General features: G+C 69.7%; 14 protein-coding genes. 3 read left to right on the top strand and 11 right to left on the bottom strand.

The genetic code is table 11. From position 1 onward, the window contains the following. Nucleotides 1-12: 12 nt before the first annotated feature. Entirely contained in the window at nt 13-1,503 is a 1,491-nt protein-coding gene (locus tag JHD77_RS26740; protein WP_191519393.1) for an aldehyde dehydrogenase, read from the bottom strand. 350 nt (nt 1,504-1,853) lie between these two features. Between JHD77_RS26740 and JHD77_RS26735 the strand changes: the two genes are divergently transcribed. The 3 genes from JHD77_RS26735 to JHD77_RS26725 all read left to right on the top strand — a co-directional run bounded on the left by JHD77_RS26735 (nt 1,854) and on the right by JHD77_RS26725 (nt 4,520). Next, the gene (locus tag JHD77_RS26735; RefSeq protein WP_003084035.1) at nt 1,854-2,774 is read left to right on the top strand and encodes a LysR substrate-binding domain-containing protein; all 921 of its coding nucleotides are present in this window, start codon (nt 1,854-1,856) and stop codon (nt 2,772-2,774) included. Between the two features lie 191 nt (nt 2,775-2,965). Further along, nucleotides 2,966-3,403, top strand: coding sequence for a hypothetical protein (locus tag JHD77_RS26730; RefSeq protein WP_003101914.1), 438 nt, complete (start codon nt 2,966-2,968; stop codon nt 3,401-3,403). Between the two features lie 187 nt (nt 3,404-3,590). After that, nucleotides 3,591-4,520 (top strand): LysR family transcriptional regulator, encoded by a 930-nt coding sequence (locus JHD77_RS26725; protein ID WP_003084019.1) that lies wholly within the window; start codon nt 3,591-3,593, stop codon nt 4,518-4,520. 84 nt (nt 4,521-4,604) lie between these two features. Here JHD77_RS26725 and madM read toward each other — a convergent pair whose 3' ends face one another. The 10 genes from madM to JHD77_RS26675 form a co-directional block, all read right to left on the bottom strand. After that, nucleotides 4,605-5,369, bottom strand: coding sequence for a malonate transporter subunit MadM (gene madM / locus JHD77_RS26720; RefSeq protein WP_003084016.1), 765 nt, complete (start codon nt 5,367-5,369; stop codon nt 4,605-4,607). A 5-nt stretch (nt 5,370-5,374) separates the two neighbouring features. Then, entirely contained in the window at nt 5,375-5,779 is a 405-nt protein-coding gene (gene madL, locus JHD77_RS26715; RefSeq protein WP_003112671.1) for a malonate transporter subunit MadL, read from the bottom strand. A 56-nt stretch (nt 5,780-5,835) separates the two neighbouring features. Continuing rightward, on the bottom strand, nt 5,836-6,768 hold the full coding sequence (mdcH, locus tag JHD77_RS26710) for a malonate decarboxylase subunit epsilon (protein WP_003112670.1): 933 nt from the start codon (nt 6,766-6,768) through the stop codon (nt 5,836-5,838). Continuing rightward, the gene (locus tag JHD77_RS26705; protein WP_003118606.1) at nt 6,765-7,457 is read right to left on the bottom strand and encodes a malonate decarboxylase holo-ACP synthase; all 693 of its coding nucleotides are present in this window, start codon (nt 7,455-7,457) and stop codon (nt 6,765-6,767) included. The genes mdcH and JHD77_RS26705 overlap by 4 nt, the downstream gene beginning before the upstream one ends. Before the next feature lie 15 nt (nt 7,458-7,472). Beyond that, nucleotides 7,473-8,279 carry a biotin-independent malonate decarboxylase subunit gamma gene (gene mdcE, locus JHD77_RS26700; RefSeq protein WP_003158511.1) on the bottom strand — a complete coding sequence of 269 codons (807 nt, stop codon included), beginning with the start codon at nt 8,277-8,279 and terminating at the stop codon, nt 7,473-7,475. Continuing rightward, on the bottom strand, nt 8,276-9,139 hold the full coding sequence (locus JHD77_RS26695) for a biotin-independent malonate decarboxylase subunit beta (protein WP_003084003.1): 864 nt from the start codon (nt 9,137-9,139) through the stop codon (nt 8,276-8,278). The genes mdcE and JHD77_RS26695 overlap by 4 nt, the downstream gene beginning before the upstream one ends. Next, nucleotides 9,132-9,431, bottom strand: coding sequence for a malonate decarboxylase subunit delta (locus JHD77_RS26690; protein WP_003084001.1), 300 nt, complete (start codon nt 9,429-9,431; stop codon nt 9,132-9,134). Before JHD77_RS26690 ends, JHD77_RS26695 begins: the two co-directional genes overlap by 8 nt. A 1-nt stretch (nt 9,432) precedes the next feature. Beyond that, on the bottom strand, nt 9,433-10,314 hold the full coding sequence (locus JHD77_RS26685) for a triphosphoribosyl-dephospho-CoA synthase (RefSeq protein WP_003145068.1): 882 nt from the start codon (nt 10,312-10,314) through the stop codon (nt 9,433-9,435). Next, nucleotides 10,314-11,978, bottom strand: a complete 1,665-nt coding sequence (gene mdcA / locus JHD77_RS26680; protein WP_003106183.1) for a malonate decarboxylase subunit alpha — start codon at nt 11,976-11,978, stop codon at nt 10,314-10,316. The genes JHD77_RS26685 and mdcA overlap by 1 nt, the downstream gene beginning before the upstream one ends. 120 nt (nt 11,979-12,098) lie before the next feature. Continuing rightward, nucleotides 12,099-12,992 (bottom strand): LysR substrate-binding domain-containing protein, encoded by an 894-nt coding sequence (locus tag JHD77_RS26675; protein WP_003106182.1) that lies wholly within the window; start codon nt 12,990-12,992, stop codon nt 12,099-12,101. Between the last annotated feature and the right edge of the window lie 17 nt (nt 12,993-13,009).

The raw sequence follows: 13,009 nt of genomic DNA, 5'->3' as shown, positions 1-13,009 counted from the left end.
TCCGTCGCGTCTTCAGCGCAACTGGAACCAGGTCGTCTTCAACTGGGTGTACTTGTCGAAGGAATGCAGCGACAGGTCGCGACCGAAGCCGGACTGCTTGCCGCCGCCGAAAGGCACCGCGACGTCCAGCGCGTCCACGGTATTCACCGACACCGTTCCGGCATTCAAGCGCCGCGCCACCCGGTGTGCACGGTGCAGGTCGTCGCTCCACAGCGAGGCGGCGAGGCCGTAGCGGCTGTCGTTGGCCAGGCGTATGGCCTCGTCCTCGGAGTCGAAGGCGCTGATCGCCAGCACCGGACCGAAGATTTCCTCGCGGGCCAGCTGCATGTCCGGGCGTACGTCGCCGAACAGGGTCGGTTCGATGAAGTTGTCCGAACCGTTGATCGTCAACTGGCGGCCACCGCCGAGCAGGGTCGCGCCCTCGCCTTGCGCCCGCTCGATGGCGGCGAGAATCCCGGCGGTCTGCCGGCGGTCGACAATGGCGCCGGCGCGGCTGGCCGGGTCCAGCGGATCGCCCGGCTGCCAGTCGCGGGCCTTGGCCAGCAGGCGCTCGACGAACTCGTCGTGGATCGATCGCTCCACCAGCAAGCGCGAGTTCGCCGAACAGACCTCGCCCTGGTTGAAGAAAATGCCGAAGGCGGCCTTTTCCGCCGCCAGGTCAAGATCGCGGCAATCGGCGAACACCAGGTTCGGACTCTTGCCGCCGCACTCCAGCCAGACCTGCTTGAGGTTGGATTGCGCGGAATACTGCATGAAGTACTTGCCGACCTCGGTGGAGCCGGTGAACACCAGTGTGTCCACCTCCGGGTGCAAGCCGAGGGCCTTGCCGGCCTGCTCGCCGAGGCCCGGCACCACGTTCAGCACGCCTTCCGGCACCCCCGCCTCCAGGGCCAGCTCGGCCAGGCGCAGGGCGGAGAACGGCGACTGCTCGGCCGGCTTGAGCACCACCGAGTTGCCGGCGGCCAGGGCCGGGGCGAGCTTCCAGGCGGCCATGTCGAGCGGGAAGTTCCACGGCACCACCGCGCCGATCACCCCCAGCGGCACGCGGGTAATGGTGGCCAGGGTCTGCTGGGCGGTCGGCGCGACCTGGTCGTAGAGCTTGTCGAGGCTTTCCGCATACCAGGCGAAGACGTGGGCGGCGCCGGGTACATCGATGTTCCAGGCGTCCATCACCGGCTTGCCCATGTTCAGCGAGTCGAGCAGCGCCAGCTCTTCGCGATGGGCCAGCATCAGCTCGGCCAGGCGCAGCAGCACGCGCTTGCGCTCGACCGGGGCGAGACGCGCCCAGGGGCCTTCGTCGAAGGCGCGGCGGGCGGCGGCCACTGCCGCGTCGACGTCGGCCGCATCGCAGGCCGCGACCCGCGCCAGCAGGCGATTGCTCGCCGGATCGATGGCGTCGAAGGTAGCGCCGCTGGCGGCCGGACGCTGGCGGCCGCCGATCAGGGCCTGGTCGATGAAGCGCTGTGTCGCGGCGCGCCGTTGCCAATCGCTGAGTTCGAACACCCCACCTTCTCCTTGTTATCTCGCCGGTCTGCGCCGGTCGTGGTTCTGCACGCATGGCCCGGACCGCCGGGAGGCGGACCGCTGTCCATGGGGTCGATGGGGAAGGATGGTCGCGCAAGCCGCGGCGAAGGAAAATTATTAAAAATGTCCTCGGGACATAAGAAAAAGCTGGCCAGGCGTGCCCCGGCAAAGTGCGTCGTGCTGGGTTATCGTGCAGGCGGGCAATCGTCGTCGCGGCCAGCGCCGCGACGCTCGGCAGCGGCCTGCAACTTGCTTGCAGCGCGGCGGACACAACAATCGAGGCGCGCACGCCCGGCCCGGGGAGGATGATGCGCCGATGAGGTCTTGCAGTGGCGTCCTATACCTTGCGGCAACTCAAGTATTTCGTGACCACCGTGGAATGCGGCAGCGTGGCCGAGGCCTCGCGCAAGCTGTACATCGCCCAGCCGTCGATCTCCACGGCGGTGAAGGGTCTGGAGGAAAGCTTCGGCGTGCAGCTGTTCATCCGCCACCACGCCCAGGGCGTGTCGCTGACCCCCGCCGGCGCGCGCTTCTACCGCAAGGCCCAGGAACTGCTGCGGATGGCCCACGAGTTCGAGCAGAACGCCCTGGCCGACAACGACGTGATCGCCGGGCAGATCGACATCGGCTGCTTCGAGACGGTCGCCCCGCTCTACCTGCCGGGCCTGATCGCCGGCTTTCGCCAGGCCTATCCGGGGGTGGAGATCCGCATACGCGACGGCGAGCAGCAGGAACTGGTGCAAGGCCTCACCTCCGGGCGCTTCGACCTGGCCTTCCTCTACGAGCACGACCTCGACTCGACCATCGAGACCGAGCCGCTGATGCCGCCGCAACGACCCCACGCGCTGCTCCCCGAAGGGCACCGCTTCGCCGGGCAGGCGCAAGTGTCGCTGCGCGACCTGTGCCTGGAACCGATGATCCTGCTCGACGTGCAGCCCAGCCGCACCTATTTCGTCAGCCTGTTCGAGGAACTCGGCCTGACGCCGAACATCGCCTTCAGCTCGCCGTCCATCGAGATGGTGCGCGGCATGGTCGGCCAGGGCTTCGGCTTCTCCCTGCTGGTCACCCGCCCGCATTCGGAATGCACCTACGACGGCAAGAAGGTGGTCATGGTCGACCTCGCCGAGCCGGTGTCCACCTCCGGGCTCGCCGCCGCCTGGCTGAAACGCGCGCAACTGACCAAGCCGGCACGATTGTTCGTCGACTACTGCCGGGAGCAACTGGGCAAGCTTGCCGAGCGCCGGCACTGACCCTCAGCTTTCCGACATTCCAAGAGGAACTTTCTTTCTGACAAAGACGAATCCGATGACTGTGGCAAAAAGCCTCCGTTGCTAGGGTGGCCGGCGCTCCGGACCACCCCGGTCCGGCAGTCCGGCAGCGCCCAGGGATCGATGGACATTCGGGCCTGCCGCCTCATCGATGAATCATCATGGAGAGTCAGATGAAGAAGTTCCTGTTGCCCGCCCTGCTGTTCGCCGCGGCCTCGCTGACCGGCTGCGCCAGCTACAACGTCAGCCAGCCCATCGCCCCGGTGGCCGGCGCGGTGAAAACCGACCTCAAGGCCGACGTCGCCGTCGGCGAGCCGATCAGCGGAGACTCCTCGGTCAATATCCTGTTCGGCTTCCTCAAGTTCGGCGGCGACAGCCAGTTCGCCGACGGCGTCACCTACGGCGCAGAAAGCGGCTCGGGCCTGAGCCTCGGCGCCTTCGACCCGGTGTCCTCGGCCAAGGCCGCCGCCGCGTTCAAGGCGGTGAAGAACTCCAATGCCGACCTGATCGTGGCGCCGCGCTACGAGGTTTCGGTGAACGACTACTTCCTGTTCAAGAAGGTCGACGTCAAGGTCACCGGCAGCAAGGGCACCATCCGCTCCATCCGCTGAGTTCCGTTAGCCTATCGGCGGCTCAGGCTGCCGAAGCGGGATTCCATCCGGTCAGTGCAACTCCGCCTTCCCCAAGGCGTTTCCAGGCCGTCATGCTCCGCCACGCGCTAGGACATGACGGCCCTTTTTACCCCTCCCGCGCCGCCTCAGGCACAATCCCCCGACGCCACCGGCCAGGGGAACGCGGATGCTGATCGACGAAGAAATCACCCTCAAGAAGCTGGAAACCTTCCTCGCCTTCATGCGCACCGGCAACCTGGCGCGCGCGGCGGCGGAACTGGGCACCAGCAACGTCAGCGTGCACCGCGCCATCCACTCGCTGGAAAGCGCCCTGCGCTGCCCGCTGTTCAAGCACGAGGGACGCAACCTGACCCCGCTGGAAAGCGCCTACGTGCTCGAGGAGCGCGCGCAGAAGCTGGTCCAGGAGGTACTCGACACGGTGCGCCTGACCCGCGAGGCGGCCGGCTTCTCCGCCGAGCGCTTCAAGCTCGGCGCGCTCTATTCGCTGACGGTGAAGACCGTGCCGCAACTGATCATGGGTCTCAAGCTGCGACGCAGCGCGCTGAACATCGACCTGATCCTCGGCTCCAACGTCGATCTGTTCTACCAGCTGAAGAACATGGAGCTGGACGCCATCCTGGTGTCGCTCAACGACAGCGTCAGCGATCCCGACTGCGAGCACCTGCCGCTGTTCTCCGATGACATCTTCCTCGCCGTGCCGGTGGACTCGCCCTACGCCAGGCTCGCCGAGATCGATCTCAGCACCCTGCGCGACACGCCCTTCGTCACGCTCACCCAGGGCTTCGCCACCCATCAGGACGGCACCCGGGTGTTCCAGCAGGCCGGCTTCGAACCGCAGATCGCCATGCAGGTGAACGACATATTCACCCTCCTCAGCATGGTCAGCTCGGGGGTCGGCCATGCGCTGCTGCCCAAACGCATCGAGGCGGTCTACGAGAACCGCGTGCGGCTGATCCCGCTGCAACCGCGCTATCGCCTGCAGCAGCACATCGGCGTGGTGTTCCTCAAGGCCAAGGAGCGCGACCCGAACCTGCTGGCGTTGCTCGCGGAGTGCCGGATGTACAGCCTGCGCCTGGAGCAGGAGGCGGCGGGATAGCGGACGGAAGTCCACATTACCGCTGGCCCGCTGACCTCTCCCCAACCCTCGCCCTTCAGGGAGAGGGTGCCCGGACGAGCCCGCTCACCCAACCAGGCCACGCACGCTGAAATACAGCAGCGACGGCCCCAGCAGGCAACCGATGGCGGTATAGAACGCCGCGGTCAGGCAACCGTAGGGCACCAGCTTCGGGTCGGTGGCGGCGAGGCCGCCGGCGACGCCGCTGGAGGTGCCCATGAGACCACCGAAGATCACCGCCGTACGTGGATTGTTCAGGCCGATGTAGGGCGCGACGAAAGGCGTCAGGACCATCACCAGGATCGCCTTCACCAGCCCGGCGGCGATGCTCAGCGCCATCACCTCGGAGCTGGCCCCCAGGGCGGCGCCGGTCACCGGTCCGACGATGTAGGTGACCGCGCCGGCGCCGATGGTGGTCAGGCTGACCGCATCGGTATAGCCGAACGCCATGGCCACCGCGACCCCGGCGACGAACGACGATCCGACCCCGAGGAACAGCGACACCACCCCGGAAACCCCTGCCCGACGCAGTTCCTCGACATTCACCCCGAAGGCCGTGGCGACGATGGCGAAGTCGCGCAGCATGGCGCCACCCAGCAGGCCGATACCGGACATCAGGGGCACGTCCACCAATCCTTTCTGCCCGCCGGTGGCGACGCCGCCGACGTAGGACAGCACCAGGCCGAGGAAGATCGCGATCGCCGAGCCGTGCAGGCGCCCGCGGGTGAGGCGCGCCGACAACCAGTAGGACACCGCCATGGTCACGCCGATGATGGCGAAGCCGCTGATCAGGCCGTAGCCATTGATGACTTTGTTCAGGGACTCGAACATGGCGCTCACCCCTGCACGCTGGTGCGCGGTTTCAATGGCCGGGCGCCTTCGGCTTTCTTCCGGCCGAAGCGGTCGAGCAGCGGGACCAGGGCGAAGGCCACGGCGACCGCGGCGATGCCGGCGAGGATAGCGGCCGGCCCGCCGCTCAGCGCGCCGAGGACATTCTGCTGGGCGGCCATGGCGACCACGATGGGAATATAGACCGCGCTCCAGAACTCCACGCCCTGCTCGGTCTTCGCCGAGAGCAGGCCACGCTTGCCCAGGTAGCTGCCGACGAAGATCAGCAGCAGCATGGCGATGCCGACGCCACCGACGTTGGCCGGCACGCCGAGCAGCACGCCAAGGATCTCGCCGATGAACAGCCCGGCGAGGGTACACAGAGACAGCAGTGCGACACCGTAGATAATCATTATTGTTGTCCTCGGTTGCGGATCGATGTTGTTGTTTTTATGCCTCGAACGAACGCTTATCGGGTTCTCTTTTCCTCCTCGCGCAACAGCGCGTCCAGGGTATCCGCCCGGGAGCCTTCGAAGGCCGGCGTGGCGCAGCCGAACAGAGGCCGCGCCAGACCGCTGAGGACCCGTCCCGGCGGCAGCTCGAGATGCAGGCGGGCACCGCGCTCGTAGGCGCTGCGCAATGTCGCCAGCCACTCGACGCGGCGCGCCATGTTGCCGGCGAGATCGTCGGCCAGCGCGGCCGGTTCGGCGACCAGGCGCGCCCGGCTGCTGCTCAGGTAGGGCACGCGCGGCCGATGCAGGCGGATGCCGGCGAAGGCTTCGGCCAGGCGCGCGGCCGGTTCGTCGAGCAGCGCACAGTGCGACGGTACGCTCACCGCCAGGCGCTTCGCCGCGCTGGCGCCGGCGGCACGGGCGCGTTCGGCGAGGGCGGCCAGAGCCGCTTCGCTGCCGGCCACCACCAGTTGCCGCTCGGCGTTGACGTTGGCCAGGTAGAGCGGCGGGTGCTCGCGCCGCACCGCCAGGATCAGCGCTTCCAGTTGCGCCTGTTCGAGACCGAGGATGGCGCTCATCCCGTAGCCCTCGGGCCAGGCGGCCTGCATCAGTTCGCCACGCAGCGCCACCAGACGCAGCGCGTCGTCGAAGTCCAGCGCGCCGGCTACCACCGCCGCCGGATAGGCGCCGATGGACAGCCCGGCGACCAGCCCCGGCCGATGCCCGCGCGTCTCCAGCAGGCGGCTGGCGGCGACCCCGGCGATCAGCAGGCACAACTGCACCGCGCGGGTGCCGCGCAAGGCCTCGGCGCTCTCCAGTTCGGCCGGCGCCTGGCCGAGACAGTCCGCCGCCTGCTCCAGGCAGGCGCGCACCGGCGGTTCGTCGGGCAAGGCCGCGAGCATGCCGGGACGTTGGGCGCCCTGGCCGGGATAGGCGAACAGCACGCTCATGCCTCGACCTCCGCGATCCGCCAGGGGTCTTCCAGCAACAGCGGCGCCTCGCTGCCTTTCGCCAGCACCCGGGGCCGACCCTCGGCCCATTCGCGCAGGGCCACGCCGCCCGCCGGGGTCTGCAGTTGCAGGTCGATCCGGCAGGGACACTGCTCGAAGCACTGCAGCAGGCGCAGCGCGTCATCGCGCGGGAACGGGCGCGGGGTGCGCAGCAGCAGGTCGAGGTCGCTGTCCGGATGCAGCACGGCGACCCCGCTGGCCAGCTCGAAACCGGCGCCGCCGGTCACGCCCCAGGCCAGTCCCAGCGCGTTCAGCGGCGCACGCAGGTCGCGCAAGGCACGCCAGGCCGGCAGATCGCGCAGCATCGCCGGCTCGCGCTGGCCCAGCGCTTCCGGGCGCAAGCGCCGGGTGATTGCCGCCAACGGCATCCAGCCGGCCCAGCGCTGCTCCCGCGCCAGGCCGCGCACGCCGATGGCCACCCGCGCGGGATCTGCCGGCGCACGGCGCACCACCACCGGCCAGCCGGCCTTCAGTGCCGCGCAGACCCAGGCCGGAGCATTCTCCGGCAAATGCGCCGGCGCCATGCCCAGGAGCAAGTCATGGGGTTCCGGCCCTGCCCTGCGACGCATCGGATCAGGAGCGAGCCGTCGCCGGCTGGAGCCCCGCTGTGAGCTGTTCGCGATGACCACGGCTCGCTCCTGAATTCACCACTGCTCGCGCAGCAGCCGGCGCACCCGCGCCGACGCCTCGCGGTTGGCCGCGCCGAGGCGGCCGCCGAGGTCGCGCGGGCCGCCGAGGATATCGGCCAGGGCCTCGCCCAGGCAGGTGCGGACCCGCACCAGGTCCGCCGTCGACGGCACCTCGACGGTCTCCACCGGAAGGGTCCTCCAGAGCAGGCCGAGCGACGCGTAGCTGTCGATGTCGTAGGCCATCGGCGGCACCTTCGCCGCCAACGCCTCCAGTTCCTCGACGCTGCGCAGGGTGATCCGCGCGGCGGCGGCCTTGCCCATGGCGTGGACTATCACCCCCGGATCGTGCAAGGCGATCAGGCGGTTGGCCTGGTAGCCGTGGGCGAGGAACGCGCCGGACATCGCCTTGCCCACCAGCAGGCCGATCAGCGGATGCCCGGCGAGTCGGGCGCGGGCGTAGGCATCCACCGCCCCGGCCAGCGCCTGGTGGATACCCAGGGCCTCCTCGCGGCGGCCGTAGGCCTGGCTCGGCACGTCGACGATGGCCAGCAGCGCGCGCTTGCGTGGCGCCTCGCGGTCGGCCTCCAGCGCCTCGTCGACGGCGGCGGCCAGGCCCCAGCCCTCGAGCAGCCCGACCTCGCCCTGGCGAGCGCGCGGGAACGGATTGTCGGGATCGGGCACGACGGCCAGGAAACGCACCGGGTAGCCGTCCAGCTCGGCATCGGCGACGCGCAACGAAGCAGGATCGCCGGGACGCGGCGCGAGGCTACCGGCCAGCGCCTGGAACCAGGCCAGGCCACGGGAAGCGAACGGTTGGCTCATGTTGCATCTCCTTGGCCCAGCCCCTGGTACAGCCGGCGCACGCCGGCGGCATCCGGTTGCTCGGCGGTATCGAGGTCGCCCAGCCGCCGCAGGTAATCCTCGGCGCGGCGGCAGCGCGGCCGTGCCGGCAGGCCCTTGGCGAAATACGCGAGTACCGAGGTGCGTACCTCATCGAGGTCGTCGGCCAGGTAGGCGTCGGCGAGACCGCTGGCGAAGCGCTGCTCGCCGCCGGTGAGGCTCCAGATGAACGGCCGGTCGCGCGAGTCGTATTCAGCGATGCCGGCCTCCTGTTCGATCACCTGCGGACCGTTCAAGCCGAGGCGCGCCTCGCGGGTCACCAGCACGTAGCTGCACAGCCCGGCGGCGATGGACATGCCGCCGAAGCAGCCGACCGGCCCGGCAATCACCGCCACCACCGGCTGGTAGCGCTGCAGATCGACGATGGCCGCCTGGATCTCGGCGATCGCCGCCAGTCCGAGGTTGGCTTCCTGCAGGCGCACGCCACCGGTTTCCAGCAACAGCAGGGCCCGGGTCGGAACGCCGTTGCGATTGTCCTCGGCGGCCAGCTCCAGCGCGCCGGCGATCTTCGCTCCGCTGACTTCGCCAAGGCTGCCGCCCTGGAAAGCACCTTCGATGGCGGCGAGCACCGCCGGCTGGCCGTCGAGGAGGCCACGGGCGACCACTACCCCATCGTCGGCCTGGGGCACGATGCCCTGTCGTTCCAGCCAGGGCGACTGCACGCCGGCGAAGGGATCGAGCAACTCGCGGAAGCTGCCCGCGTCAAGCAGGGCCCGGGCGCGTTGGCGCGCTCCCAGTTCGGTGAAGCTGCGCAGCGCCAGCAGGCGGGCGACGTCAGTCATGGCCAGCCTCCTCCAGTGCCTGCTCCAGGCGCAGGCGGACCACCCCGGGAGTGGCGCCGAAATCGTGGATGCGGATCGACGCGGCCGGCGCCGTGGACGCCGCGAAGACCCGCGCGAAGAGTTGTTGCCAGCGCGGGCCGCTGCCGTTTACCGAGGTCACCACCTGGATGCTCAGCGCGCCTCCGGCGGCCGGCTCGAGCAGCACCTCCAGGTCGCCGGAGCCGACACAGCCGGCCAGGGCGCGACCGCGCGCCGGAGCGCCGGCGGGAAATTCGAAGGTCAGGGTTTCCATCTCAGAGACTCCCAGCCCACCCACCGGACACGGCGGGCAGGCGATCGAGGAAAAGACAGGCGGCCAGCAGGTCGGCGGCGCCGCCGGGCGAAGCGTTCAGCGCCAGCAGGCGGCGGTCCAGCTCGCACAGGCGGCGACGACCGGCGAGACTGGCGCTGCCGCCGGCGGCGAGCACCGCGCGGGCGCCATCCTGCATCGCGGCGAGGCCGACGCGGCCGGCGCGGTGCAGCACGCAGGTATCGTCGAGGATGCTCATGATCGCCAGCAGCGCATCGAGCCTGGCGTTCTGCTCGCCAGCGCCGCCTTCGCGGCTGCGCCATAGCTGCGGCAGGCCGTGGCGCACTGCGCGGGGGAAGCCGAGACGCGCCTCCTCGCGGGCGCCGCCGACGCCGTAGCGCCGACGGACGCGCTCGCCGTGGCTGTCGCCGATGGCGGCCGCCGGATCGTCGAGCAGGGCGATGCGTCCTGCGCGCGCGGCCACTTCGCCGGCCTGCGTGCGGCGCGGTTCGAGAGCGGCGGCCGCGACCAGCAGGCCGAGCGCCCAGATCGCTCCGCGATGGGTGTTCACGCCTTCGGTGGTACGCAGCATCGCCGCCTCGCCGTCGCGCCCCAGTTGGCCAAGGACGCCGCGCAGGCGCGCATCGATGCGCCCATGCCGCTGGGCGGCGTCGGCCATTTCCTTGAAACACGGCCACAGGCTCAGCGCCGAGGCCTGCATCAGGCCCAGGTGCAGGTCGGCATGCGCGCCATTGCCGCGGCGGTCCACCAGGGCCGGCTTGGGCGACAGTTCGGCTTCGTCGATGAGGGCGTCCACCGCCAGGTCGGCCAGGCATTCGCCGAGGTCGGCACACGGCGTCGCCGCGAGGTTCGCGATGGCGTTCATCACCAGCTCCTGAAACGCGCCGGCGGCTGGTACAGCCCGCCGGACCACTCGACCAGCTCGGCGATGCTCTTCGCCGCCAGCAGCTCGCGCGAGGCGTCGGTGCGGCGGATGCCGAGGTCCTCGGGCAGCGCGATCAGCCCTTCGCGGCGCATCCGCAGGGTCTCGCGCGGATCGTGGCGCAGGCCGATCGGACTGATCCCCGCCACCGCCGCGATCATCGCCTGGCGCTCCTCCAGCGAGCGCGCCTTGTACAGGTAGGCGATGCCTTCCTCGGTGAGCACATGGGTGACGTCGTCGCCATAGATCATCACCGGCGCCAGCGGCATGCCGGTCTCGCGCGCCACCTCCAGCGCGTCGAGGCGCTCGACGAAGGTCGGCTTGCCGCCGTCCTGGAAGGTCTCGACCATCTGCACCACCAGCTTCCTGCCGCGCTCCAGCAAGGCCTCGGGTTCGCCCCGCATGTCCAGCCAGGCCGGCGTCGAGTGGCGCCGGCCGCGCGGGTCGTGGCCCATGTTCGGGGCGCCGCCGAAGCCGGCCAGGCGTCCGCGGGTGACGGTGGAGGAATGGCCGTCGCCGTCGACCTGGAGGGTAGCGCCGATGAACAGGTCGACGGCGTACTGCCCGGCCAGTTGGCAGAACATCCGATTGGAACGCAGCGAGCCGTCGCGACCGGTGAAGAACACGTCGGGACGCTGGGCGATGTAGCCCTCCATGCCCAGCTCGGTGCCGAAGCAGTGCACGCTCTCGACCCAGCCGCTCTCGATGGCGGGGATAAGGGTCGGGTGCGGGTTGAGGGTCCAGTGCCGGCAGATCTTGCCCTTCAGGCCGAGGGACTCGCCGTAGGTCGGCAGGATCAGCTCGATGGCCGCGGTGTTGAAGCCGATGCCGTGGTTCAGCGACTGCACGTTGTGCCGCTGGTAGATGCCGCGGATCGCCATCATCGCCATCAGCACGTGGACCGGCTTGATGTGGCGCGGGTCGCGGGTGAACAGCGGCTCGATGTAGAACGGCTGGTCGGCCTCGACCACGAAGTCCACCCAGGACGCCGGGATGTCCACTCGCGGCAGGTCGCGCGGGTCGTCGACGATACGGTTGACCTGGACGATGACGATGCCGTCGCTGAACGCGGTGGGCTCCACCAGCGCCGGGGTGTCTTCCGTGCTCGGCCCGGTGTACACGTTGCCTTCGCGGTCGGCGACGAAACCGGCGACCAGCGCCACGTTGGGGATCAGGTCGACCACCAGCCGCGCGTACAGCTCGATGTAGGTGTGGATCGCGCCGATCTCCAGCAGGCCGTCTTCGAGCAACTGGCCGATGCGCAAACTCTGCGGGCCGGAGAAGGAGAAGTCGAGCTTGCGCGCGATGCCCAGTTCGAACAGGTCGAGATGCTCCGGGCGGCCGACGCTGGGCATGATCATGTGCAGGTCGTGCAGCTTGCCGGGATCGACCCGCGCCAGCGAACGGGAGAGGAAATCCGCCTGCTTCTGGTTGTTGCCTTCCAGCACCACCCGATCGCCCGGCGCGATCAGCGCCTCCAGCGCGGCGACCAGGCGTTCGCGCGGCAGCACCGCGCCGTCAGCCAGGCCGCGCACGCGCTCGAGGCGCCGCTGCTTTTCCTGGCGGCGCCGCGACCACTGCGGCGGGGGAGAGATCGGTGTCGTCATGTCGGCTCCAGGTTTCACGCTGTCGTGAGGAGCCACGTTAGGCAGGCCGCCAGGCCTGTTCAATCAAGCAGCCGCCATGATCGTTACGCTTGGGTTAACGATGCAGCGCTGGCGCTGCGTTCAGGACGTCACGGCGTCCGGAAACTCTTCGCGCAGGGCCTCGCCCAGCCAGCCGATGAACCACTCGACGTCCGCCGAGGGCGTGCCGGGCGGGGTCAGCACCTGGTAGCACTCCAGTGCCGCCTCGGCGGCCAGGGGCCGCACCAGAGCGCCGCTGCGCAGTTCCTGGCGGACCAGCACCTCGTTGGCCAGGGCGATGCCGAGACCCTCCTCGGCCCGCGCCAGGGCATGGTCGTTGCTCAGGTAGAGCACCGCCGGACGGACCTCGACGTCGACCCCGATGGCGGAGAACCAGAGGTTCCACCACTCGCCGTCGTCGACATGGATGAGCTTGTGCGCGACCAGTTGCTCCGCCGACTCCAGCGGCCCGGCGGCGGCCAGGTAGGCCGGCGAACACACCGGGAACACCTTGGGCCGGATCAGCAGCGCGCGCGGGTTGGCGTACTGGCCCGGCAGGCCATAGACGATACCGAGGTCGGCGCTGCGCTCCTCCACGTGGTCGAAGGTGGGATTGGGTTCGAGGGCGATCTTCAGCCCCGGCCGCTGTGCGCAGAGGGTTTCCAGGCGCGACGTCAGCCAGCGCCGGGAGAACGCCGGCACCGCCATGATCCGCAGCCAGCGCGCGCCACTGAGCTGGCCGCCGGCCTCGGCGATCTGCTGCAACGCGGTGGACACCGCGGCGTAGTACTGCCGCCCGGCCGGGGTCAACAGCACGCCACGCGAAGTACGTTCGAACAGACGCGCGCCGAGCCAGTCTTCCAGCAGCCGGACATGCCGGCCGACCGCCGGCTGGGTTACGTGCAGGGCTTTCGCCGCCGCCACGTAGCTACCCAGGCGGGCGGCGGCCTCGAAGGCGCGCACAGCGTTCAACGGGGGCAAACGGGGGATCGACATGGGCCTTGCGAACCTCG

The organism is Pseudomonas sp. P20, assembly GCF_016463925.1.
GTDB classification, from domain to species: domain Bacteria; phylum Pseudomonadota; class Gammaproteobacteria; order Pseudomonadales; family Pseudomonadaceae; genus Pseudomonas; species Pseudomonas aeruginosa.
This window is presented reverse-complemented; position numbering and strand designations above follow the sequence as displayed.